This window comes from Thermocladium modestius, assembly GCF_055398215.1.
Map to the genome: position 1 here is coordinate 21,893 of NZ_AP043731.1, position 23,487 is coordinate 45,379.

The 23,487-nt window shown below is 54.1% G+C and carries 24 protein-coding genes and 1 tRNA gene; 12 read left to right on the forward strand and 13 right to left on the reverse strand.

The window, feature by feature from the left end; genetic code table 11:
- Nucleotides 1-39: 39 nt before the first annotated feature.
- Entirely contained in the window at nucleotides 40-1,248 is a 1,209-nt protein-coding gene (locus ACZ5ZS_RS00100; RefSeq protein ID WP_188595874.1) for a M24 family metallopeptidase, read from the reverse strand.
- 92 nt (nucleotides 1,249-1,340) lie between these two features.
- Here ACZ5ZS_RS00100 and ACZ5ZS_RS00105 point away from each other — a divergent pair, with 92 nt between their 5' ends.
- Complete coding sequence (locus ACZ5ZS_RS00105) at nucleotides 1,341-1,958, forward strand: rhomboid family intramembrane serine protease (RefSeq protein WP_229657635.1); 618 nt, start codon at nucleotides 1,341-1,343, stop codon at nucleotides 1,956-1,958.
- Here ACZ5ZS_RS00105 and ACZ5ZS_RS00110 read toward each other — a convergent pair.
- Nucleotides 1,955-2,242, reverse strand: coding sequence for a hypothetical protein (locus ACZ5ZS_RS00110; protein WP_188595875.1), 288 nt, complete (start codon nucleotides 2,240-2,242; stop codon nucleotides 1,955-1,957). The genes ACZ5ZS_RS00105 and ACZ5ZS_RS00110 overlap by 4 nt on opposite strands.
- The gene (locus ACZ5ZS_RS00115) at nucleotides 2,239-3,648 is read right to left on the reverse strand and encodes a UbiD family decarboxylase (RefSeq protein ID WP_188595876.1); all 1,410 of its coding nucleotides are present in this window, start codon (nucleotides 3,646-3,648) and stop codon (nucleotides 2,239-2,241) included. Before ACZ5ZS_RS00115 ends, ACZ5ZS_RS00110 begins: the two co-directional genes overlap by 4 nt.
- A gap of 76 nt (nucleotides 3,649-3,724) precedes the next feature.
- Between ACZ5ZS_RS00115 and ACZ5ZS_RS00120 the strand changes: the two genes are divergently transcribed.
- Nucleotides 3,725-4,309 (forward strand): hypothetical protein, encoded by a 585-nt coding sequence (locus ACZ5ZS_RS00120; protein ID WP_188595877.1) that lies wholly within the window; start codon nucleotides 3,725-3,727, stop codon nucleotides 4,307-4,309.
- On the opposite strand, the gene cyaB is transcribed toward ACZ5ZS_RS00120, so the two are convergent.
- From cyaB to ACZ5ZS_RS00145, 5 genes are read right to left on the reverse strand one after another with little or no spacing between them, the layout of a single operon-like run.
- Nucleotides 4,286-4,825 (reverse strand): class IV adenylate cyclase, encoded by a 540-nt coding sequence (cyaB, locus tag ACZ5ZS_RS00125; RefSeq protein ID WP_188595878.1) that lies wholly within the window; start codon nucleotides 4,823-4,825, stop codon nucleotides 4,286-4,288. The two genes, ACZ5ZS_RS00120 and cyaB, sit on opposite strands and share 24 nt — an antisense overlap.
- 9 nt (nucleotides 4,826-4,834) lie before the next feature.
- Entirely contained in the window at nucleotides 4,835-5,599 is a 765-nt protein-coding gene (locus ACZ5ZS_RS00130) for a hypothetical protein (RefSeq protein ID WP_188595879.1), read from the reverse strand.
- 37 nt (nucleotides 5,600-5,636) lie between these two features.
- Complete coding sequence (locus ACZ5ZS_RS00135; protein WP_188595880.1) at nucleotides 5,637-6,338, reverse strand: AMMECR1 domain-containing protein; 702 nt, start codon at nucleotides 6,336-6,338, stop codon at nucleotides 5,637-5,639.
- Nucleotides 6,339-6,357: 19 nt separating this feature from the next.
- A complete protein-coding gene (locus ACZ5ZS_RS00140; RefSeq protein ID WP_188595881.1) occupies nucleotides 6,358-6,969 on the reverse strand; it encodes a Mut7-C RNAse domain-containing protein in 612 nt (203 codons plus the stop codon).
- A 6-nt stretch (nucleotides 6,970-6,975) separates the two neighbouring features.
- Nucleotides 6,976-7,227, reverse strand: coding sequence for a hypothetical protein (locus ACZ5ZS_RS00145; protein WP_188595882.1), 252 nt, complete (start codon nucleotides 7,225-7,227; stop codon nucleotides 6,976-6,978).
- Between the two features lie 89 nt (nucleotides 7,228-7,316).
- On the opposite strand from ACZ5ZS_RS00145, the gene ACZ5ZS_RS00150 reads away from it, so the two are divergent.
- The 3 genes from ACZ5ZS_RS00150 to ACZ5ZS_RS00160 all read left to right on the forward strand — a co-directional run bounded on the left by ACZ5ZS_RS00150 (nucleotide 7,317) and on the right by ACZ5ZS_RS00160 (nucleotide 10,102).
- A complete protein-coding gene (locus tag ACZ5ZS_RS00150) occupies nucleotides 7,317-7,748 on the forward strand; it encodes a hypothetical protein (RefSeq protein ID WP_188595883.1) in 432 nt (143 codons plus the stop codon).
- A 1-nt stretch (nucleotide 7,749) separates the two neighbouring features.
- Complete coding sequence (locus ACZ5ZS_RS00155) at nucleotides 7,750-8,604, forward strand: hypothetical protein (RefSeq protein ID WP_188595884.1); 855 nt, start codon at nucleotides 7,750-7,752, stop codon at nucleotides 8,602-8,604.
- A gap of 310 nt (nucleotides 8,605-8,914) precedes the next feature.
- A complete protein-coding gene (locus ACZ5ZS_RS00160; RefSeq protein ID WP_188595885.1) occupies nucleotides 8,915-10,102 on the forward strand; it encodes a pyridoxal phosphate-dependent aminotransferase in 1,188 nt (395 codons plus the stop codon).
- Here the strand turns inward: ACZ5ZS_RS00160 and ACZ5ZS_RS00165 are convergent.
- Nucleotides 10,089-11,252, reverse strand: a complete 1,164-nt coding sequence (locus ACZ5ZS_RS00165) for an ABC transporter permease (RefSeq protein ID WP_188595886.1) — start codon at nucleotides 11,250-11,252, stop codon at nucleotides 10,089-10,091. The two genes, ACZ5ZS_RS00160 and ACZ5ZS_RS00165, sit on opposite strands and share 14 nt — an antisense overlap.
- A complete protein-coding gene (locus ACZ5ZS_RS00170) occupies nucleotides 11,249-13,501 on the reverse strand; it encodes a COG1361 S-layer family protein (protein WP_188595887.1) in 2,253 nt (750 codons plus the stop codon). The genes ACZ5ZS_RS00165 and ACZ5ZS_RS00170 overlap by 4 nt, the downstream gene beginning before the upstream one ends.
- Nucleotides 13,502-13,608: 107 nt before the next feature.
- On the opposite strand from ACZ5ZS_RS00170, the gene ACZ5ZS_RS00175 reads away from it, so the two are divergent.
- The 3 genes from ACZ5ZS_RS00175 to ACZ5ZS_RS00185 all read left to right on the forward strand — a co-directional run bounded on the left by ACZ5ZS_RS00175 (nucleotide 13,609) and on the right by ACZ5ZS_RS00185 (nucleotide 16,875).
- Nucleotides 13,609-14,301 (forward strand): ABC transporter ATP-binding protein, encoded by a 693-nt coding sequence (locus ACZ5ZS_RS00175; RefSeq protein WP_188596018.1) that lies wholly within the window; start codon nucleotides 13,609-13,611, stop codon nucleotides 14,299-14,301.
- A 331-nt stretch (nucleotides 14,302-14,632) separates the two neighbouring features.
- Nucleotides 14,633-15,859: a phosphoglycerate kinase gene (locus tag ACZ5ZS_RS00180; RefSeq protein ID WP_188595888.1), complete on the forward strand. Its 1,227-nt coding sequence runs from the start codon at nucleotides 14,633-14,635 to the stop codon at nucleotides 15,857-15,859.
- Nucleotides 15,856-16,875 (forward strand): type II glyceraldehyde-3-phosphate dehydrogenase, encoded by a 1,020-nt coding sequence (locus tag ACZ5ZS_RS00185; RefSeq protein WP_188595889.1) that lies wholly within the window; start codon nucleotides 15,856-15,858, stop codon nucleotides 16,873-16,875. Before ACZ5ZS_RS00180 ends, ACZ5ZS_RS00185 begins: the two co-directional genes overlap by 4 nt.
- A gap of 30 nt (nucleotides 16,876-16,905) precedes the next feature.
- Here the strand turns inward: ACZ5ZS_RS00185 and ACZ5ZS_RS00190 are convergent, their stop codons facing one another.
- Nucleotides 16,906-17,481 (reverse strand): ADP-ribose-binding protein, encoded by a 576-nt coding sequence (locus ACZ5ZS_RS00190; protein ID WP_188595890.1) that lies wholly within the window; start codon nucleotides 17,479-17,481, stop codon nucleotides 16,906-16,908.
- 185 nt (nucleotides 17,482-17,666) lie between these two features.
- Between ACZ5ZS_RS00190 and ACZ5ZS_RS00195 the strand changes: the two genes are divergently transcribed.
- The gene (locus tag ACZ5ZS_RS00195) at nucleotides 17,667-18,419 is read left to right on the forward strand and encodes a carotenoid biosynthesis protein (RefSeq protein ID WP_188595891.1); all 753 of its coding nucleotides are present in this window, start codon (nucleotides 17,667-17,669) and stop codon (nucleotides 18,417-18,419) included.
- A gap of 127 nt (nucleotides 18,420-18,546) precedes the next feature.
- A tRNA-Met gene (locus ACZ5ZS_RS00200) sits at nucleotides 18,547-18,637 on the forward strand.
- Nucleotides 18,638-18,848: 211 nt separating this feature from the next.
- Here the strand turns inward: ACZ5ZS_RS00200 and ACZ5ZS_RS00205 are convergent.
- A complete protein-coding gene (locus ACZ5ZS_RS00205) occupies nucleotides 18,849-19,709 on the reverse strand; it encodes a helix-turn-helix domain-containing protein (protein ID WP_188595892.1) in 861 nt (286 codons plus the stop codon).
- Between the two features lie 93 nt (nucleotides 19,710-19,802).
- Nucleotides 19,803-20,594, reverse strand: coding sequence for an ATPase domain-containing protein (locus ACZ5ZS_RS00210; RefSeq protein ID WP_188595893.1), 792 nt, complete (start codon nucleotides 20,592-20,594; stop codon nucleotides 19,803-19,805).
- 221 nt (nucleotides 20,595-20,815) lie between these two features.
- Between ACZ5ZS_RS00210 and ACZ5ZS_RS00215 the strand changes: the two genes are divergently transcribed.
- The gene (locus tag ACZ5ZS_RS00215) at nucleotides 20,816-23,032 is read left to right on the forward strand and encodes an elongation factor EF-2 (RefSeq protein WP_188595894.1); all 2,217 of its coding nucleotides are present in this window, start codon (nucleotides 20,816-20,818) and stop codon (nucleotides 23,030-23,032) included.
- Between the two features lie 80 nt (nucleotides 23,033-23,112).
- A complete protein-coding gene (locus tag ACZ5ZS_RS00220) occupies nucleotides 23,113-23,466 on the forward strand; it encodes a hypothetical protein (protein ID WP_188595895.1) in 354 nt (117 codons plus the stop codon).
- Nucleotides 23,467-23,487: the final 21 nt, after the last annotated feature.

Here is a 23,487-nt window from a genome sequence, read left to right on the forward strand (position 1 = left end):
CACCCAGTAAATCCTCATAACCAACACATTAACGATACATCACCGCTTGAATACCCTCAATTCATCGAATTCCGTCGGGAACCTCGTCAGAATCTCAATGCCATTGCTCGTCACCAAGACCGTGTCCGAGTGCCTGTAACCGCCGTGGCCTGGATAGTAAAGGCCAGGCTCGCATGACACAACCATTCCAGGCCTAAGCTCCCCCTCATAGCCTATATCCAGGAAGGGGGCTTCATGCCCCTCTATGCCCAACCCATGCCCCACGTGATGCCTCAAGTAATCCATCAACCCCAATTCCCTCGCCGTTCTCCTGACCGCCGCATCTATGTCCCTCACCTTTACGCCCGGCCCCATCGCGTTCAACGCGGCCTCCCTCAGCTTCATCATCGCGTTGAATCGCTTCTCGGCCTCCGCTGGGTTGCCCACTATTATCGTTCTCTCAAGCTCGGAGCGATACCCACCCACGTCGGGGCCCGCTCCGCTTCCAAGCACGTCATCCTCCCTTATGGGCCTGGGAGCGGCCAGCGCGTGGGGGAATGCCGAGTACTCCCCAACCTGTCCCCTGAACCCTATGAAGTTGGGCACGCTGTCGGTGAGGGGCATGTAGTCGTCGCCGAGGGCCTTCTTCATCTCCCTACTGGCCTCCAGGCTGGCCTCGAGGGATACCTCCCAATCATACGCGCCTGGCCGTATCTTTCCCAGCAGTATCTCGTGGGCCCGGGCAGCCCACCTGCCGCTCTCCCTTATCAACTCCACCTCAGCGCTCGACTTGATGAGCCTCATCTCCTCCACCAATCCCTCCACCTTCCTCGTCTCCAATCCATCCCTCTTCAAGAGAGAGGAGAGATCAGTTCCCTTATACCCCCAGAAACCAGACGCGCCTGCTGGATTATCCATTCCAATCACCTTCAACCCAAGCCTGCCGGCCGCCTCCGCGATTACCTTCCTGAAGAAAACCATGGGCTCCTCCTCGCCTGGGTAATCGAAGTAGTAATGCTCCTCCGTTATCACCCTGCTCCTGAACCCCACGTGCCCCTTCTCCACCATGGGCCCTAGAAACAACACGTCGTTCCCCTTCCCTGATATCAAGACCGCGAGGGGGCGCTCCGTCTGTATCATGAAGTAGCCCGTCAAGTAGAAGATGTTTGGAGCGCTGGTTAAGTAGAGCGCGTCAATTCCATCAAGCGATAACCTCCGCCTCACCCTCTCCAGCCTATCCCTGTACTCCACATCGGGTAGTCTCCACATGACGGGAGGAGCCCGTGCCGATTATTGAATGTTTCCCCCTGCACTAATCGCCAGCACTAGGCTTATTAACGACATGATTGCGCGGCAGCGCAATGATGCGTTCACGATCATTCATGGATAGATGGGGCGTCACGCTCCAATTATTCATCATAAACAGCGTCATCTCTATACCGGCCCTTGCCAGCGCCTCCATAGGCAACCTATTCACGTCCCTCTTCGCCGTGTACCGGCCCTGGTTCCTCATCTCCTCAAATCCTCTCGTCCCAAACGTGTTGGGGATCTTCATGTCCATGTTCTACGACCCCACCTTCCTGGATTACTTCTTCAACATGTTGACTCTCTGGTTCATAGGTCCCTTCTTTGAGTCCAGGTTCGGAGCAAGGCTTTTCTGGGAGGTGTACGCCGTGAGCGGGGTGGTAGCTGCCTTATCCGTCTACATCTATCCCCCGCTCACCGCCATAGCCGGCGCAAGCGGGGCGCTCTTCGGGATCGTGGGGTTCATGATAGCGAGTCCATATAGGTGGGCCATCCTATCCAATCCCATCAATATAATATCCATAATATTCTTGTTAAGCCCCTTGGCGGCGGGCTACGGCATAGCCTACCTGGGCCACCTGCTGGGGTTCGCGGTGGGCCTGGCTCTCGGCTTTTACTGGAGCAGGAAATTAGTGTATAGGAGGACGTATAGGGTCCGCTGGGGACCGTATTAGGGACTTATGGAGAAGGACGAGGAGCAGGAAGTCTCCCCAGCAATGCAGCGAACCACGTACTGGCCTGGGGGAACCATGTCTCCATCCCCATATTGATCCCACATCACAGTGGTGCTCTCCCCCGGCCTCAATAATTGATTCACTTGCTTCTCTACGCTTGCCCCGCCGCCCTCTATCACGCACTTGCTGACTTGTATTGAGCTGTCTCCTACGTTGCTGATCACTATGAATATAACCTCGCCCCTCGCGTAGTAATCGCTGCTCAACTGTACCTTGCACTTCACTGCCTCCACCTCCTCAGTATTTCCTCAACCATTGCCGCCGCCCTCCCCTCAACAGCTGGGTCGGTGGCCGCGTCTTCGGGGTACTGCTTCCCACCGTACTCTTCCGGCAGCTTCCTGGTGGCGTCTATCCCCACCTTGCTTCCCAGGTTGGGTATGGGCGTGGATGGATCCAACTCCTCAGTTGGGTAATCGCTGAGCACCAGCACGTCCCTGGCCGGATTAACGTGGGCCGAGACCGCGTATAGGACTTGATTCATGTTCCGCACGTCGACGTCATGATCCACAACTATTATCAATTTGCCGTAGAGCGGCGAGAGGGACCATAGCATGGTCATGACCTTCCTGGCCTGCCCCGGCATGTTCTTCCTAATGGAGACGATGTATATATAGCCAAGGCCGCTGGGCGGCATGTATATATCCACCATTTCCGTCATCATGAGCTTGAGCATTGGCTTTATCACGTCGTTGGCGAACAGTATCATATTGCCGTCCTCCAGCACAGGCTTGCCCGTGACAGTGACGGGGATGATTGCATCGCTCCTCGAGTAAATGGCCTTCACGCGGGCCACCGGGTAGGGCTTCCGTATGCTGTAGACCCCGACGTGATCCCCAAAGGGACCCTCCTCCGCGTACTCCCCCGTCAACTCCGCCTCTATCACGGCCTCGGCGTGGGCTGGGTAGTGAACACCCACTGAACGCCCCTCCGTTAACTCTATGCCTCGCCCGCCCAGCATGCCGGCCACCAACACCTTATCCAGGGGATGCGGTATTGGCGTGGCTGCCATCAGCATTATCAAGGGATCCGGGCCGAAGACCACCGCCACCTCCTTAGAGGCGGAGGAGTAATCCGCGCTCCTCCTGTAGGGCATCCAATGCATTATCATCCTATCCCTCCCCAACACCTGTATCCTATAATATCCATAATTTATTATGCCGTCCCGCTCTATGAATGTGATGCCCATTGTATAGAAGAACCCGGGCTCCCCAATCCACTGCCTTATTGCCGGCACCCTCCTCAAATCCACGTCGCTCCACTCAACCTCGTGAACAGGCGCCCGTCCCACCGTCCTCGGCAAGAACCTCCCCATCTCAGCAACATCCCCTATCGACTTCAAGACGCCTTGAAGTGACGCGAATCTCGGCTTTAACATTAGGGATAAACTCCTATCCAGCGAGTTAATGGATGCATCCCCCATGGCTAAAGACACCCTCTCCCACGACCCGAATAGGTTTGTGACGGGCGGCAGGGTCCCTTCCTTGGTTTTCTTAAAGACCGCGGCGGGCCCGTTTCTATACATGAGCGACCTAGCAATGGCCGGAAGCTCCAGATCCAAGCTGACGGGGTCGTCAACGTCAATTAATTGATTCCTCCTCCTCAATTCATCCACGAAGTCCCTAAAATGCATCGGCTTGAGCCGGCAATTCCAGGCTTAAAAATTAGGGGCGCGGCTACCCTTTAAAACGCGGGGGCGCGGGGATCGCATGCCGCGGGACTCACCGTGGGAGCTGAGGAGGGCCGTGGAGTTGATGGAGAAGAGGGGATTCAAGACCGTGGAGACTGGAAGCAATTTTGCATTGATGGAGCTGAGGAGGATGAGGGCGTTGGTGATATACCCGCTCAGGGATTACTTGCAATTATCATCGATTGACGACGTGATAAAGGAATTCATGCTGGACAAGGCGGATTCCATAGTGGTCGTGTCCGAGAGGCCCTACTACTTATCTGATGAGTTGAACTCGGCAATAGAGAGGGCAAACCTATCTGGAAGAACCATTGGGGCGAGGGTTTATCCCGTGTACGCTGGGGACATCGATGGGCAGCTGAACGTGACCATGGGAATAATGCTTGCAAATAATTACGATAAGGTCGGCAACTCCGATGAGGCTGATGGGCAGTGCCCATCATGCGGCGAACCCATGAGGGTGGTATTCGATAACCACGTGATGGATGAGGGGGAGGAGTCGAGGGAGCAGGTGCTTGTTTGCAAGAGGTGCGGGTTGAAAATCCATAGATTCATCCATGCATCAGGCGATGCGGGATCCCTAGCGTCTATTCTCCATGGCTAGCTCCAAGTAGGTGCGGGGCTCTATTTGAGATGGAGACAGCCCCAGCTTCTCCTCGGAGAAGCGCAATATATCCTTGGCCATCGCGTCGGTCAACTGCTCGCTGCTAACCATGGTTTCCACCTCCACGAACGAGCCTAGGTCGCCGGCATCATCTAAATAAATGGTATACTTATCGACGGTGTATATCTCCCTACGCTTTCTTATGGAGGCCACCTCGGAGAAGCCGAGCCGCCTTAAAAAATCGACGGCGTTGTTGAAGCCGTCGACCTTAATGTTGATTTCCACCCTTGTCTTGCCCACAGACCCCAGCCTCGGTCCCTTATAGGTTATTATGACCTCCCCATCCCCATGGAGCCTGATCCTCACCGCCTCATCAGTGGCCGCGAAGTCCCTGCAGGGGTGATTGAAATAATGATCCTCCTCCTCGCTCACGCCGAGGGGGTTCGCGATCCCCGACACCACCTTCCTGAGATCCGCGAGCGAGGATACCTTGTATTTTATCTCAACCTCAAACATCTATCTTCCCTAGTTCAGGCCCGGGGCCTTACATGGTGGATGGGTTGGATCCTTTACCTTAAATCCAAATAACAAGCAGAGCCCGCGGTTTGCCCCGTAATAAATGCAATCATTGCAGTCATCCGGTCTACCCATCACCAACTTAAACCCAGTAACCACGGCGCCACGGAAGGCGCCCTCCACCTCTACCTGCCTAGGCGGGCTAGGCGGGGGAGGGGATGGTGGAGGCAATTGAGGCAACTGCGGCGGAGATGGAGGCTGGGGAGGCGGAAGCGGTATCAGTGGAAGCTGGGGGAGCTGAGGCGGGGGAGGGGATGGTGGAGGCAATTGAGGCAACTGCGGCGGAGATGGAGGCTGGGGAGGCGGGGGCTGTTGCTTCTGCTGCTGTTGCTGCGACTGCATTTGTATGTCCATGTTGAACTCAGCTTTTGCTTCGTTCAATATCGTGGAGGTTATCTGATCTATGCTGAGGGGCTCTCCCTCGAATATCTTTTTATTATTCATAACCATTGCGGGCAACATCATTATGCCGTCCTGCTTGAGGGCCGATATCAAGTACCGCAGCTGGGGGGGTATCTTCTTCTCCTCCTTCTCATTTATGTACTTGGCCGTCTCATTAGCGGTGTCCGGCTTCACCTTAACTATGGTAAGCTTAACCCTGTCCGGGTTCTCCCCTATCTTGCTCAACTGAGCCCGCAAGTTCTCCACTAGGGACCTAATGGACTTCTCGTACTCATCGTACCTCTCCGATATCGTATAAAACTTAATATACATTACATTCTCACTGTTTCATATTCTAAATAATGGCTTTTTAACTCTTTTGGTTAATATTGGAGAATAGTTTGTTTCTATACAGCATTCGCTCCACCACGGCGCCCCTGGGCTCCAATTCATAGAATATTTGGGTATCGTACATGTAAACCGGCCCATTGCATCGCTCGCAGTTCTTGCCGCACTCGTTAACGACAAGCTTATTACAGATGAAGCTGAGCAATTCGTTCTTGTCCTTAAATGGCGGAATGCCTTGATACCCCTCCCTCTCGGCCAGCTTCTCCTCTATCAATCTCTGGGGGAGCACGGCCTTCAAACTTCGTCCAGATCTCACGAGCAAGCCGTGGAAGCCGGGTATGAAGCCATCCAAGCTCTTCAAATCCATCTCCCTTATATTGCCCGCCAACGTGATCTCCAGCACGCACCTATCCACCTCCGCCTCCATCAGCGGACCATGCCTTCTATCATTGAATGCGGCATACTCGGCGGCCAGGGCCAGATCCATTGGGAACCTATTTATGGGGTACGGGGACCCCATGCTGCCCTTGACCACCCTCTTGATGATACCCCTATCATTAACTATCTTCTCCAGGGTAACCCAAACCCCGAGACGGAGGCTGCTTAGGCTTGGCGGCAATTGCCCTATGGATCGCGTCAAGCCCAATCTGCTCTCGATGACGGACCGCGCGAACCGCACGGCCGCAACTCCTTCCTCCAACGATAATGGCTTAAAATGCTCCATTAATTCTTTTTCGGCCACGTCAATCGATTTTAAATATTGTGCCGCCAGCAATACATATGGAATTGATTCTTTTACTTATATCCATTGCCTTATTCAACATTGCATCAATCTTAATGCGATGACTGCCAACCCAGTATATCTTGCCGCAATCAACGCACTTAAAGAAGTCGGTATGCCTAGCCGCAACCCCCACGGGCACGCGGCCAGCCACTTCGTCCCTACCCACCCTGGCCAGCCTGCCCCCGCACTCCGGGCATAATGTGGACCTCATGTCTATGCTCAGGCCCAGCCCGAGAACCCTGCTTGCCACGGCGAGCCAGGCGGCATGATCATCGGTGAGCAAGAGAAGGGAGGCGCTCCTCCTTGACCTATGCAGCCCAACATCGCGGGTTATCACCAAGCCATCCACCCCGGATAGAAATCCATCGCTGTAATTGGAATCATAATAAGCATGCCTACCCAGCATCCTGATCCACCTAGCCAACCAGCCCAGCATGGAGTCAACATACACCGCGCCCTCCACCGTGCCGCAGAAGTTGGCCTCAGCCACGAAGTAATCTCCATGAAATGGATTAAATACTTGTTTCCGTGGCTTGCTCATCCCGATCAACGCCATCATTGATCCTACCAACGCCGATCAACTGCCGGGCTGGGCGTGACTCATCATCATGGTGGTTCCATTAATTGAAATGCAAAGCGGCATTACAATGCTCGAATTCGCGTTTAGGTGTAGGCACTCGTATTGATATAGGCTGAGCAAGTCGTAGTAATTCTGCACGGCCGAGTTGGCCTCGTATTGATACGTAAAGTATTGAATCGATGAGACCAGCAGCACTATTATCCCCATTATGGCCACGAGGACCCCCAGCGATGATAATCCCCTCGCCATTTGCCGCCGTCAATTATCGCCTTTTAAACCTAGATGACATTGGTTCCCTTCATGCGTCAATTATTTAAGCATGAAGACGCTGATCGACCATGAAACAAGCAAGACAAAGGAAGGGCCTCAGCCAGGTCGTGTGGGTGGCCATATCGATTACCGTAATGGTGATATTGCTGGCCGTCCTATGGCCTGCCATAAATAAATCACTGGTTGGGTCAAGCATGGTTGCCGTGTCCGCCAGCACGGCGGGGAGCAACATGTTGGTGGTGAACGTGAAGGACATAGGCGTCAGTCCAGTGTCCATAATGGGTCTCCCGCTCCTAGTCCAGCAGTCGGGCCTGAACGCCACCAGCTGCAGCCCAGCGTCCACATCTATTAACGGGAACCCAACTAACTTAAAAGGATCAACGCAGATACAGCCCGGGGATACCATTTCAATAATATACAATGGACCCGGCTGCTACCAAGTGAGCTCAGTGATAATAAGCACATCCCAGGGAGAGTTCACGAGCTACGTAGCGTCCTAGTATGATAACGCTAATAGTGGGCTCCCCCCACTTCCCGGAGCCCCGGGGATTGACTTGGAGGCGGGGGCCGGGATGCACCGGGGTGGGCGTCAATCATCCCCTAAACGACTTGGAGCGAGCCGTGCTGTATAGGCTGGGCGAGGCAATGGGGTCGCCGCAGGGCCACGTATCGCTGGATGTGGACTTCAGGGATTTCATAGATAACTGCGTCGGGGATGGCTGCCTCCAGTTGAGGCTGGCCGTGGATTCGGGGTCGGAAGCATCCATTGACCGCTGTTCCTCATACTCGCTCACGCCGATAGAGCCGGCCGCCACGGTGGTTGGCATGGCCTTGGCCGCGGCGTTCAGGGACGTCGAGGTGGAGATCTACAGTGATCTATACATGGATTACTTGGACGTGATAAACGCGCTCCGGCTGAGCAGGACAGGAGACTTGAGGATATTCACCAACGCGTTCCACGAGGAGTCTCTGTACTGGGTGGACGAGGCTTACATACCCAACGTGGGCATCCCATCTATTCATGAATTCAACGGCAGATTTAAGGCCAAGATGCAGTTCATAAATAGAAATGAGTATAAATTGATGGATCCAGGCAAGGTAGGCGTTGAGGTGTATGGAGGAGCGGGCTCCGGCGTGGATCCAGACGTGCTGAAGATGATAGACATCTTGGTGAATAAGTTGGGAGGCTCCGCTCCCCTGGCTTCCCTTGTGGATTTACTATCGCTTAGCGGGGTGCCCACTCACGCGGTGAGCATTGCCAAATCGATGGGCTTGATCTGGTTGGAGCGAAGGGGAGTAACGACGAGGGTTATGGCCACTACCCTGGGATTCTCCATAGCCAATCAAGCACGGTGAGGCGAATCCATTTACTGGGAAACCAATCTAGGCAATGCATGGGGGGATGAGGGAAGCAATTCAATTATATTACAACACGGCAATTTCAACATGGCTTGCTAATGACAATTGATCGAGCGCGTGCTAAAACCGCGCCCAGCCAATCCTTACTGCGGCTTCACCCACCTGATATTTCAATCAATGATTAATCCATGAATGGCACAAATGACCTTGTGAAGGGACTGTTAACCCAGCGATTAGTTCTATTCATAATTGCATGAAAGCGGCTTGGGAACATGCTTATAAACTGGGAGCTTTTGACAATGAACATATGAAGATCTCGAGTCGCGTCGGTATTCTGCCCGGGTCCAGGATAAGGGAGACCCTGGGCGCCGTCGATGAATTGAAGTCGCGCGGCGTCGATGTGATAGAAATGCATATAGGGCAGCCTGGACTGCCCCCTGCGCAATCGATGCTGAAGGAATTCTCGGAGCAGTTGATTCGCGATTCGTTCGATATGAGCTCATACACGCCCACCCCCGGCATACGCCAGCTCAGGGAGGCCATAGTGGAGGATTACAGGAAGTACTCAGGCATAAAGCTGGAGCCCGATAACGTCGTGGTGACCACCGGCTCCTCGGAGGCCATAATAGGGCTAGCCATGACTTTGGTGGAGCCCGGAACCAACGTGGTAATGGTTAACCCGACCTACCTGCTCTACAAGCCGACGTACGAGTTCTTCGGCGCTAAGGTGAATGAGGTGAGGGTTGGCATAGAGAATGGCTTCAATCCAAGCGAGGAGGATTTGAAGATGGCCGTGAATAGAGACACGAGGGCCATAATACTGGTCAGCCCGGATAATCCCACGGGCGCAGTGTTGAGGGAGGAGGTGATAAAGACTGCAGTTGATTTAGCTGTGGATAACGATATATTCCTTATTTACGACGAGGCCTATAAGCACTTATACTACGAGGGCCAGCACGTGTACGCCCTCAAGTACGACGCGGAGCACGTGATTGCCATGGACACCTTCTCCAAGGATCCCGCAATGCCCGGCTGGAGGTTGGGCTACGTGTTGATGCCGAAGGAATTCGCCGCCACCTTCTCCAAGGTCAAGCAGTACATCAACATAAACCCCCCAACCCCGGCGCAGTACCTAGCGGTGCTTTACTTGAGGAAGTACAAGGACCAATACATAAAGGAGGTCCTCCCCGTGTACAAGGAGAGACTCAACAGCGTCTATGAGGCGATAAGAAGCTACCTCCCCGACGCCTCCGTCATGAAGCCGAAGGCCGGATTATTCATTTTCCCCAACCTCGATAAGTACCTGGGCAGGCTCGGGCTAAACGATGAATCCTTCGCGCAGCGGCTGCTGAGGGAGAAGCACGTCGGCGTGGTGCCCGGCTCCGCGTTCGGCGACGCGGGGAGGAACCACGTGAGGATAAACTTCGCTAAGGAGAGCCCGGACAGGTTGATCAGGGGAATAAAGTTAATGGCGGAGTTCCTCACTCATACCTAAGCGTCTGGGCGGGCGGTATCCTGGCCGCCCTGTACGCCGGCACCAATGCAGCCAATATGTTTATGGCGACGGGCAGGAGAACAATTATAACTATCACCGTGGGGGATAGCACCGGCGTTATCCTGAAGCTGCCTCCCGGTATGGAGAGGGACACCACGTGCATCAATCCCACAAGCGCCGCCAAGCCCCCGGCGGCTCCCATCAAGCTCAGCATAGCTATCTCCACCACCAGCATCAGGAATATCTCCCTGTTCCCGAACCCCATTGCCTTCATGACGCCGAACTCCCTGGTCCTCTGCATCACGCTTATCGTCATTGAATCAAATATCCAGAGACCCGTTATGAGGAAGCCAATGCTGGCTATCGCGCCCAGGAATAGCTCCAGCTCCCCCATGAATTGATTGAAGGATGACGTTATGGATGATGGGTTTATTATGGTGGCGGTGGGGTAAACGGCCTGCAATTCATTGGCCACCGACTGCACCTCCTTCGGCAAGTCAGCGTAAACTATGAATGCGCTGTAGGTTTGGGCTGGGTCGAAGTACTGGAAGAAGGAGCTCTGATCTATGAATATGGAGGAGTCCGGATTTATGGCCCCTATGCTGACCGAGGGCACCAATATGCCCGTCACTATCATCGGTATCGTCTTGCCCCCAGCCGTCACCGTGATCAACTGGCCCGGGCTAATCAATTGAGCCCCGTTCTGGAACGCTATTCCATTCCCTATTATGGCGGAGCCCGCCACAAGCGTGGGCGCGCCATACTCCACAGCGCTGCTGAGGGACGTCGCGCCTATGAGGAGCGGCAGGGTGAACTCCGTCGCTCCAACTATGGTCACCCTCACCCTCTGCCCCCCTATATTGACCACGCCGGTCGTGGCGGCGAGGGGAATCACGTTGGCAACGTAGGGCAAGTGCTCCACCGTGTTCAGGTCAGCCGCCGTCAGCGTCGTTCCGGTCAAGTACACCTCGGTGGCACCGAATAGTCGGGCGAACGAGGTCTCAAACGTGTGTTGAAAGCCGAAGCCTATGCCCAGAGCCGCGCCCAACGCGCCAACAGCTATTATAATGCCAATTATGGCTCCTACGCTCCGTCCCTTGCTTGCCTTCAATGATGACCAGGCCAGGTTGACGTAGTCCCAACCCCTCACCGGTGACCCACCCTTCTCCTAATCACCAATAGAGTGGAGACCACTATTATCGCCGCTACGGCGGTCACCACCGCTGCAGCCCCGAAGCCTCCAAACCCGCCTCCCCCTCCTCCAAACGACCTTCTGCTGCCGGTGGCGGTGGAGGCTATGCTGTAAGTGGAGTTGGTCACGTACACTCTGATGTACTTGCTCACGCTCATCTCGTGGCCGTACTGATCCATGTAAGTTATGGTTAAGTTAATGAAGTGAACGCCGGGCTTGCTCGTCTGGAAAGTGAACGCCCCCGCGGTGGGGGTCTGCGGCGATATCTCGCCGTAGAAAGTGGATGGCTGGCTTATGTAGGCCATGTCGGACTTCACCGATGCATTTACGTCGTATATGGAATCTATTCCCGTGTTTATGAATGTCAACGATAATGTGATGGGCGAATCAATGCCGGGCGGCGTTGGGGATATCACGACGCTCGATATCACGACATTGGAGGGGGAAATCACGCTGAAAGTCAAGCTGCCCTGCTCGGCGGATTGCCCGTTACCCGTAACATAGCTCAAGGAGTAACTCAGGCCGGCGGACGTGCTGGAGACCGGCACCAGTATCGGTATGTCGGCGGTCGCTGATTGGCCGGGGCCCAGGTACCCCAGCTCGTAGGCGGTGGGTCCGATCAGGGTGAAGCCGGAGTATTGATCAATTGTTAAAACCACGTCGCTTATTGGGATTGGGCTTGGATTCTCCACGGTAATTACTATTTTATTATCACCTATGCCCAGCGTGTTGTTTCCAACCCACACGAGAGGCGCTTGGGGCTGCTTTACGAGCGGGGATAGCGACAGCGTTCCCTGCACGTAATTGCTTCCCTGCACATAACTGTACTGAACAGTGAATTGCGCACCCTGGATTGGAACGGCGGTTAACACTACGTCATCGCTCTCCCCCGGCGCCATTTTGCCAATAACCAGCTTGGGCGGGTACGTGGAGTTGATTAGGGGGATTGAGCTGGCGACGGTTATAGTGACGTTGCTTATGGGAAGCGTGGAGTTATTAGTTATGATTAGATCGAAGCGAGTTGGGTTCCCCGCGTAAGCAATGCTGGGAATAAGTGAAGCCGATATGGCCAGCGGTTGCTGCCTCACAATGAACGCGGCTGTTCCCGTCCCGGTCACTGTCTGGCCCGCTACATTGACGCCGCTGTACGATATGCTAAGCTCCGCGTTGGATGAGATGGGGGTGAGCATTAGATGAATGAAGGCAGAGCCGCTTAGGTTGCCGATATTAACTACCACCGGAAGAGATGAACCGTTCACGTACATGTTAATGGGGGTGATCATCAATTCAAAGTCCCTCATCGCGCCGCCCGCCTCCGCCACAGCCAAGGAGACCGGGCTATTCTCCCCCAGCACCAATTCGGTCTCATTAACTCCCAGGGAAACCGTGGATTGGAGATTGGAGGGCAGCGGAGTTATGGTTAAGGCTTGCTGGTAGGAGGAGGAGTAGGGCTGGCCGGCGGCGTTTACGCCGCTGATCGTTACGGATATCTCGGCTTGGCTTGACGTGGGGCTAACGAGCTCCATGAACGACAATGAACCGCCGGAGGGCAGATCCGCGCGGTAAATGGAGCCGGAGAAGGAACCGTTTATGAAGGCGCCGCTGGCCTGCGTTTGAACCAGTAGGTTATATATGGGGCCACTGCCGTTGTTCTTCACCACTATCTCCACCGGGGTGTTCACCAGTAAGGGCATCTGGGTTGAATTTATCGACACCGATAGAAGCGGAGCGCCTTGGGCATACTCACTTATCTTTATTGAGGTGGAGCCCGAGCCGCCTTCTTGCACATATGATTGAGACGATGAGTTGAACTTAAAGAGCCCGGTCCAGGAGATGGAGATTGAACCGACGCAGTTCAACGGAACGCTGGAGTTAACCTGGAACTCCAAGTCAACGGTTTGACCAGGGGATAACCAACCCATATTGATGGGGTTTTGGGACACCACGCTTCCACTGCACGTTGACAGCCCAACGGAGACGCCGCCCAAATAGTACGGACCCGCGTACGTTAGCGGTATTTGGAACGTTACCACGCCGCTGCTCCCGCTCGGCATTGTCACGGGCTGAACCTGGGAAACGCTGAACAACAGCGATTCCTGGCTTTGTTGGTTTATTATCACCGTTGCCACATATGATGCATGAATTACCAAGGGCGATGCGGCTATAGCCAATATGATCGCAAGCACGTATTTGAGGTTGACATTCATGAACCATCTGGACCGATATCGTTTTTATACTTTTCGGTGTCGATAACGAAATCAATGAGGGTGGATAAGTATAAAAACCGTTATCGGTAGCGATCCACGTGGCATCCATGTTTATAGAGGCCAGGGATTTATGGAAGATATACAACATAGACGGCGTGGAGAGCGCGGCATTGAGGGGGGCCTCCATTGCCGTGGAGAGGGGGGAATTCCGATGCATAATAGGGCCCAGCGGAAGCGGGAAGACAACGCTCCTAAGCTTGATAGGCGGCTTAGAGAAGCCCACCAAAGGATACCTCCGCGTGGGCAATCACCTGCTTCACGAGATGAGGGACCCCGAATTGACCCGTTACAGAAACGAGATGTTGGGATTCGTGTTTCAAATGTTCTACTTAATACCTAGAATCAGCATAGTGGAGAACGTGGAGCTGCCCCTCGTGGCAAGGGGAGTGCCGAGGCACGTTAGGAGGGAGATGGCGATCAAGGCATTGGAGGCCGTGGGCTTGGGAAATAAACTACACCAGAGGATAAATCAGTTAAGCGGCGGCGAGCAGCAGCGCGTGGCCATTGCCAGGGCCATAGTTCATGAACCGCAACTATTGTTGGCAGATGAACCAACCGGCAATCTAGACACGGAGAACACGGAGAAGGTGATGGATCTATTCATGAAGCTCAATAAGGATGAGGGAATAACCATAGTGATGGTTACCCACAACATGGAGCTGACGAAGTATTGCACGGCCACATCCAAGATAAGGGATGGCAAAGTCGTGGAAACCATAAGGGAAACATCAGTTACCTGAACGGTCGGCTTCACCAAGGCTGTGGGCGAGCTTCATATTGATAACCCACTCAGCTCACAATTTTGGCGTCTTACCCACCCATCACATCGGTAACGGCGGGAATTGTCGCTTCTTTCCATTATCGAGCCCAGACGAACTCAAACCCATCCATCTTCAGCAACAATGAATGAGGGCCTAGATGCATCATCAATGGATCGTCAGGCATGGAAGGCGGCGCATTGGTTTGGTGTTATTGGGTATTACTGGGTTATATGTTATATATTATTTGTTCTTTAATAACTTGAGTATAATGAGTGAAAAGATTTAAAAATTACATAGCAATTGGTTCTGCATGCAAGTAGGCGTTCCCTTTCAATCTTTTAGGGAATGCATTGACCCGAACCTAAAGGTTCTGGTTAGGATAGACATAAACGTGCCCATCAACGTAAAGGAGGGAGTGATATTGGATGATTATAGGATAGAAGCACATGCAGCCACCATAAGCAAGTTAGCCAAGTCAGGCATGTCAGTGGTAGTGATCGCGCACCAAGGCAGGCCTGGAGATGATGAATTCACGTCGCTCGGCATTCATTGGCGGTACCTGGAGAAGTACGCCGGGATGCGGGTAAGCTTCATAGAGGACGTAATGGGGCCGGCGGCCCAAGGCGCGATAAGGAACCTCGGCCCCGGTGAGGTACTGCTGTTGGATAACGTGAGGTTCGTCAGCGAGGAGGTAATAGAGAGGTCGCCACAGCTACAGTCCAATACTTTCCTAGTCCGCAGGCTGGCGCCTCTCTTCGATGTCTTCGTGATGGATGCGTTCGCCACCGCGCATAGATCCCAGCCCAGCATAGTTGGATTCCCGCTGGTCCTCCCCAGCTGCGCAGGGCTAGTGCTGGAGAAAGAGTTGAATGCAATGAATGTCTTCTCCTCATCCAGGAGGGAATCCATCGTGCTTGCTGGGGGAGCCAAGGTGCCTGACACTATAAAGGCCATAAGCAAATTGCTGGCCAACGAAGCCGCCGGCAAGATATTGGTGGGGGGATTGGTTGGGGTCATATTCATAGCGGCGAAGTACGGAGCCAACGGTTGGCTGAGGAAGTACTTGGAGGAGAGCGGCTTCGGTGGTTTAGTCAATGATGCCCGCCTACTGCTGGACAAATACGGCGATTCCGTGGCAGTGCCCACCGACGTGGGGGTCGAGGTGCACGGGGATAGGGTTGACGTAGATGCGCGGAAAATCGATGCCCCCGTCATGGACATAGGGCCGGCTACCATGGATGCCTACTCAAGCTACGTGAGGGGCGCGGAGGTGGCCGTGTTGACCGGGCCCATGGGGGTTACGGAGAAGAAACAATTCGCCGAGGGCACGGAGGCCGTGTTTAAGGCCATGGTAGACGACGCCAAGTTCACAATAATAGGAGGGGGCCACACCATAATGTCGGCCCGCAAGCTGGGCTACATAGAGAAGATAAAGCACGTATCCACGGGGGGAAGGGCATTCCTGCAATTCCTGGTCGGCGAGGAGCTGCCCGCGCTGCAGGCGCTGGCGGAGTCCAAGAGGCGATTCTGGAAATGAGGGTCGGCGTGGTTGGTTACGGCACGATAGGCAAGAGAGTCGCCGACGCCGTGTTAAGGACAAGCGACATGCAGTTAACCGGGGTGGCGAAGACATCTCCAGACTACGAGGCTGCTATCGCGATGAGGAGAGGCATTCCCCTGTATGCCGTGCCCGGCAGGGAGGAGGCATTCAGGTCGTCCGGCATTGAAGTGAGGGGCACCATTAGCGACTTGGTCAGTAAGTCCGACGTAGTGATAGATGCCACCCCGGACGGGGTGGGGGAGGAGAATAAGGGCAAGTACTACGTTGGACGGCGGGCGGTATTCCAGGGGGGAGAGGAGGCTTACGTGGCCGAGGTAAGCTTCAACGCGTTGGCCAATTACGATGAGGCTAAGGGAAAGAGTTATGTTAGGGTGGTGAGCTGCAATACGACAGCCCTCTCAAGGTTGATATCAGCGCTGGCCTCCAGCGGCCACTCCATCCGTAAGGTACGGGCCTTCCTGGTGAGGAGAGGCGCGGATCCGCGAGAGCATAAGAAGGGGCCCATAAACGACGTGGTGCCTAATCCCGTCACTATTCCCAGCCACCACGGCCCCGACGTGCGTACAGTGATACCCGTTGACATAGTCACGGTCGCCGTGGCGGTTCCCGTGACGGTAATGCACTTACACATGGTTAATGTGGAGTTCGAGGACAGGCCCAGCAGGGATTCCATAATTGAAGCGCTGGCCAGCACCCCGAGGATATCGATTCTATACTCCAAGATGGGATTCAACAGCCTGGCCCAAGTCATTGAGTATGCCAGGGACTTGGGGCGGGAGCGGGGCGACTTCATGGAGAATGCCGTGTTCGGCGACTCAATCTCGATCCAGGGAAACGAGGTGTACCTAATGCAGGGAGTCCACCAGGAATCCATCGTTGTGCCGGAGAACATAGATGCAGTGAGGGCCATGATGGGGACACCGAAGTGGGAGTCCATAATGGCCACCGATAAGGCGCTTGGGCTATACTCAAGCGATAAGAGGTATGGATGACCTCATCCCATTGCATTCCACGCCCATCAGCTAGGAAACGCTGCTTCCTAAATCCATTGCAGAGAAGCCGTTGCCCAGTTCCCTCCTGAATACATCAATGAATGAATTGTATGCGCGATCATCGTATAAGTATATCATAATGCGGGCCACGCTCCTTAACGAATTGGCCTCCTCCCTCATTGCCCTCAACATCTCCCTCGCCGCCGCCTCGTAGGGCCACCCGTATACGCCCGTCGAAATGGCGGGAAACGCTATGCTTTTGAGGCCAAGATCATCGGCTAGCCTCAGGGCGTTCTTAACGGCGTCCCCCAGCTTCTCGGGCGGATCTATGTTCCATCGAGGACCGACCGCGTGTATGACGTACCTAGCCCTCAGCCTCCCCGCTCCAGTCACCGCAGCGCCGCCCACGGGAACAGGTCCGTGCTGCCTAACGTATTTCCTGCTCTCCTCCTGTATCTCCGGCCCTCCCTTCCTAACTATCGCAGCGGCGACTCCCCCTCCGTGCTCCAGGTAGGAATTAGCCGCGTTAACTATTGCATCCGCATTGGCCTCCGTCACGTCTCCTCTCAATATCTCGACCGTTATCCTACCCAGGGGGAATCTCATGGGACTGGAGCACGCATGTTTATTTAAACCTTTCCTGTCGACTGGAATCCACTGAATGGAGATCTATTTCGATTTCTTTCCAGCCTCTCCAGCCAACGCCGGGCCCATTCAAGCGCCGCGCGTGGGCTTTGGCTGGTCCTGGGTTGTGGCGATACTGCTTTAAATGGCCTTATCTATTGCCGCTGATGGATAAGCTAACAGTGGTTTGGACGGCGACATTTTTATACGTTCCATTTCTTTTATTGAGCTACATCCATTTGCCGAGGGCAGTGGGCAGCGTCATTGGGTTGCTTGGATCCCCAATCTACTTAATAGCAGCTTACCTGCTCAACTCAATCACGGTTATGGGCGCGCGTCGCAGCATTGTTTTCCTGGCAATATCTTCATCGGTCTCATTCCTCTTCGAGTTCGTCGGCGTCCACTACGGGGTACCCTTCGGGTCCTATAGGTACACTGCGGCTATGGGGCCTGAGCTGCTGGGGGTGCCATTTTTCATTCCACTACTATGGGCATCGCTGGGTTACTTCTCCCTGATGGCCTCCGGGAATTACTACGCGGCGGCCGTGGGCATGGTGGCGCTGGACGCGGGATTCGATCCCCTGCTCTCCGGCCCGCTGGGCCTGTGGAAGTGGAGGGGAGGGGGTCAGTACTTCGGCGTTCCGCTAACCAACTTCGCCGGCTGGCTTGTGGTATCCTTAATCATTTATCTATTATTCAAGGCATCGACGCGTTACCGACCCAAGCCCAGCGCAGCCGGCTTGCTGTTCTACATCTCATACTACGCGACGTGGATACTGGCCGCCTTCATGCTTGGGCTACCTAAGGTTGGATTGGCATCAATCACGTTGCTGGCGACGTATTCGGCAGTAATTGGGGCCTTATTGGCGACCAGGGGACGGCGCGGCCCATCAAGGCAAGCCAATGGGCAATCGACGTAAGGCTTAATCCCCGCCACGTGATCGGGGAGGGGGCCCAAGCGATCCTGGGGGGTGATCGGCGTAAGGCTGAGGAATCTATTATTTAAGGAAAAAATTAAAAACCGCATTCCCCATTTTCTCGCTCGAGGCGGAGGTAGCTCAGCCTGGTGGAGCGATCGGCTCATAACCGATGCGCAAATGCGCGGGAGAAGCCCCGGGTTCAAATCCCGGCCTCCGCATCAAATCCTAATGCTTAAATTCGCTCGGGTGATCCGTGATTCAAGTGATGATGGGTATCAAACCTGAATGTGATGACCTCACGACGACCTGACAAATAATTTATGCATGGAGAGGCTATGCTTCTGCGTGTTAATTACGTGAAGCCGCTGGGATAAGGAGATGCGGAGGGGGCGCGCCCAGTACCGGGATTAAGGCTTGGGCCAGGGAGGTCTAGATCAACTGGGAATCCCCGGCTTGGCTTGGCACCCTGATCCTATCCTCCGACTCGCGCGTCTTTTCATATATTATATAGACCGCGAAGCCATCCCCACTCCCCGGGGGCCCTATTACCACCTCGTTGCCCCTTCTATAAATGGAGATCACCTTCAGCGGATCCTTGACCTGCACAGGCTCGCTAGATCCGATTATCCTTATATCAATGCCTCCCCTTCGCACCAGGAATTTATCGCTCTTGCCCATGTACAACATGTTTATTCCAATGGTTATTGGATTTATTGTGGACACATTTATCAATTGCATCTTGGATTTAGCGATATCTATGTAGGGCTTCACCAAGTCGTTATCCATGGTTAGGTCGGCCACTATGGATAGCGCGCCGTTGGCGTTGTATATGCCGTCCACCAGCCTCGAGAACTTGTCCACTGGGTAATTGGTTAGCAGGTCCAAGGCGCACGTGCATTTCGTGTACTCCAGCAACTCCCGCGGAACGCTGGGGGTGTAGAGGACCACCGTGGAGCCCCTTATTATGCGGTACATCTTGAACGTCATGTTGGAGAGCGTGCCTATGCCTATATCAATGATGTAGACGCCCTTCTTCACCGGGGCTTCCGGCAGCACGTCTATTAAGTTCTTGAACAGCAGCCTATACTTGTGGTACCTACCCTCCTCAAGCTCTAGAACGGCCTCCACCAACTCCTTGGCCCTCAGCTCCATTATGGCATTCCTAGCCGATCTCTGGCTCAGCCCCGTGTTGCGGACTATGTCCTTGAACGTTACGTATTGTTTGCCGTTTATTAAGTGCTCATACTCCAAGTAACTCAACACTATCCTACCGGACGGGGATAGATCCATTCAGCATCACCTCCTCGAAGTCCTCCACGCGGGATTGATAGCCGAGGAGGGGTATAAACATTTCCATCTAATTCGCGGGAGGGGATCGCGGGGCTAGGGGGTGTAAGATGATAAGTAAGGCAGGTACAGGTTATTCAATTTATCCTTGACCACCACCCCTACCTTAGGCTGTATCTCCATTTCATAAATGGTAGGCTGAACTCCCTGCCACCTCATTTTCCTGATGAACAGGTATCGCTTGAACGATCCATCATTGGACTTAGCTATGCCCAACACGAACACGCCGGCCGCCAGGAACTCCTCCACGCCGTACCTGGAAATCGCCTGCGAGCCCGTGGGCACCTCCGTGGTTATTATAGTTGTGGCGCCGACGTCCCTCTCTATGCCCATCACCAAGGTCCTTATGTACTCCCTCAGTACCTGCACATCCTTGTCCAGCGTGACCAGCGGGGCTATTGGATCTATCACTATCCTCTGGGCCTCCACGGAGGCCGCGTAATCAGTTATGGCTTGAACCATGGATTTAGCCACGGTAACCGGATCCTTCTCCCTTATCGTCTCTATCAAATCCATCTCCGGCACCAATATCTGGAAATAGCCTTGCTGCATCAAGGGCTCCAAATCCCAGCCGAACCTCTTGGTTCCATTAATGAATTGCTCATAGGTTTCATCAACGGATACGTATATCGCTGGCTCGCCGTATCTCATTATTCCGTTCAATATGAACGACAACGCCATCAAGGTCTTGCCGACGCCCGTCTCGCCGGTCACCAGATACGTCCTGCCCCTTATGAAGCCGCCGTTAAGGGCCTCATCAAGCCCAGGTATCCCAGTGGGCACTAAGTCGTAATATAGATTAACGCCCTGCTGTGCATTATATGACACTAAACATCGCCGCCCGTTTAATCCAGGCTATGTTTAAGAACTTATCGGGTCGCTGATCCTCCCCCTCCTCCCGCCATAAGGGACCGGGCTCGCCGTTCTCCTTCATCAACTCGCCGGCGTCGTGAATCGATGATGGCTGTAGTTATTTTCAGTTTTAAAAAGAAAAAACAAACCTAAAATTATTTAAAGTGGATGTTTTAATTGGATTTCAGGATTTACAAATGTCAGTTCGTGTAATAGAAAAGAAAATGGAGGATGTAATGGAGATAATGCGCCACCCCGATCAAGTAAGGAACGTGGGGACCCTGGCGCATGTCGACCACGGCAAAACAACGACGTCGGACTCCCTATTGATGGGGGCGGGCCTCCTCAGCCCCAAGGTGGCGGGAAAGGCGCTCGCGCTGGATTACGTGGAGATAGAGCAATTGAGGCAAATGACGGTTAAGGCCGCCAATATAAGCCTGTACTTCGAGTACGGTGGGAAGCCCTACCTGATAAACTTCATAGACACGCCGGGCCACGTGGACTTCACGGGCCACGTCACCAGGTCCTTGAGGGTAATGGATGGGGCACTGGTGGTAGTGGATTCGGTGGAGGGAGTGATGACTCAGACGGAGACCGTGGTTAGGCAAGCCATGGAGGAATTGGTTAGGCCAGTACTATTCATTAATAAAATAGATCGATTGATCAAAGAGCTTAGGCTTTCCCCGAACGAGATAATGCAGAGGATAGTATCCATAGTGAAGGACTTCAACGGCTTAATAGACATGTATGCTCCGCCTGAATTCAAGGATAAATGGAAGATAAGCGTGGACAAGGGGCAGGTCGCCTTGGGCTCTGCTCTGGCGAAGTGGGGAATAACGATACCCATGGCTGCCAAGGCCGGGATAAAGTTCAGCAACATAATAGACGCGTACGAGAAGGACGCCGTTGGCGAGCTGGCCCAGGAATTCCCGCTGCACGTGACGCTGCTCACAATGCTGATAGAGCACACGCCGCCTCCCAACGTGGCCCAGAGGTATAGGATACCAAAGATATGGAAGGGCGACCTGAACTCGGATATAGGCAAGGCGCTGCTGGAGGCCGATCCAAACGGGCCAACCGTTATAGCGGTCAGCAAGGTAAACAAGGACCCGCACGCCGGCCTCATAGCGACGGGAAGGGTGTTCAGCGGCACCATTCATGAAGGCGATGAGTTATTCGTGCTGGGAACCAAGGTGCAGAAGAGGATACTGCAGACGTACCTCTACATGGGCCCCAATAGGGTCATAGTGCCGGCAGTCAGCGCGGGCAACATAGTGGCATTGCTGGGGATAGATGAGGCCAGGGCCGGCGACACGATAGTCGCGCCACAGATAAGGGAGATACCCCCATTCGAGAAGCTGAGGTACATAAGCGAGCCCGTGGTGACAGTCGCAATAGAGCCCAAGAACCCCAACGACTTGGCCAAGATAGTGGAGGCGCTCCGAGACCTAGTGATAGAGGACCCCACCCTAAGCCTGAAGATAGATGAAGAGACGGGGCAAGTGCTGCTCAGCGGAGTGGGCACGCTTCACTTAGAGATAGCCACGTGGATGTTGAAGGAAAGGACGAAGCTGGACTTCGTGGTGTCCCAGCCATTAGTCAGGTTCAGGGAGACCGTTAGGGTAAAGTCCCAAGTATTCGAGGGGAAGTCCCCCAACAAGCACAATAAGCTGTACATAAGCGTGGAGCCCTTGGATGAGACGACCATAGGGCTGGTCCAGATGGGGGATGTCACGGAGGATATGGATGCCAAGGAGAGGGCCAGGATACTTCGCGACAAGGCGGGCTGGGATGCGGATGAAGCCAGGGGTATTTGGGCCATTGATGAGACCTACGTCAATATATTGATAGACAAGACCTCCGGAATACAGCATCTCAGGGAGATAAAGGACTACATAGTCCAGGGATTCAGGTGGTCGACCGGGGCCGGTCCATTAGCGCAGGAGCCGGTTAGGGGAGTTAAGGTGGTCCTCCACGACGCCACTATACACGAGGACCCAGCGCATAGGGGACCTGCACAAATAATGCCTGCCGCCAAGAACGCCATGTTTGCTGCCATGATATCGGCGAAGCCCACATTGCTGGAACCGCTCCTCCTATTGGAGGCCAAGACAACCAGCGAAAACATAGGACCCGTGACCAGCGTGATAACCAGGCACAGGGGAAGGATAATAGATGTATCGCAGAGCGAGTACATGGTTACCGTGAAGGGCGAGATACCCGTCATAGAGTCCTTCAACTTAAGCGATGAACTGAGAAGCGCTGCGTCGGGGAGAGTGTTCTGGAGTCTCCAGTTCAGCAGGTGGGCCCCGGTGCCGGAGAGCATTTTAACGGATCTAGTAATGAAGGTCAGGGAGAGGAAGGGATTGCCGAAGGAGATGCCGAAGGTTGAGGATTACATAAACGCTCTGTGAGCGGGGCCGCGTCTCACGGAAATCACAATGCAAGGAATCCTTTCCTTAAAATTTAATTAACTGATCCTCAAGTATTCCCCATGATGAATGATCCAATCAATTTGGTCTCACGCGTCGTGAACGACATAAACGAGCACTGCGGCAATAAGGAAAAATTGAGGGCATTAATGGATGAATTGTTCAATGAATTGCAGGACTTGCTCATAGACATGGGGGACCTAGGCCTTAACTCGGAGCTATTCAAGGCTTACCTGGCGGCCTACGCTGTGGTCGGGAGAATCATCGGAGATTTTCCCCAGCCCGCCCAGGACTCGCTCACTGATGAGCTGCTGCGATTGATCCACGGCGCCGAGGCGCGGGGTCTGGAGCAGTACGACGTATCCGCCGCGGTAAAGGACATGCTGGGCAGAATAAGGTGCGGCAATTCACAGTGATGCTCAATAACGCCGGCTTGG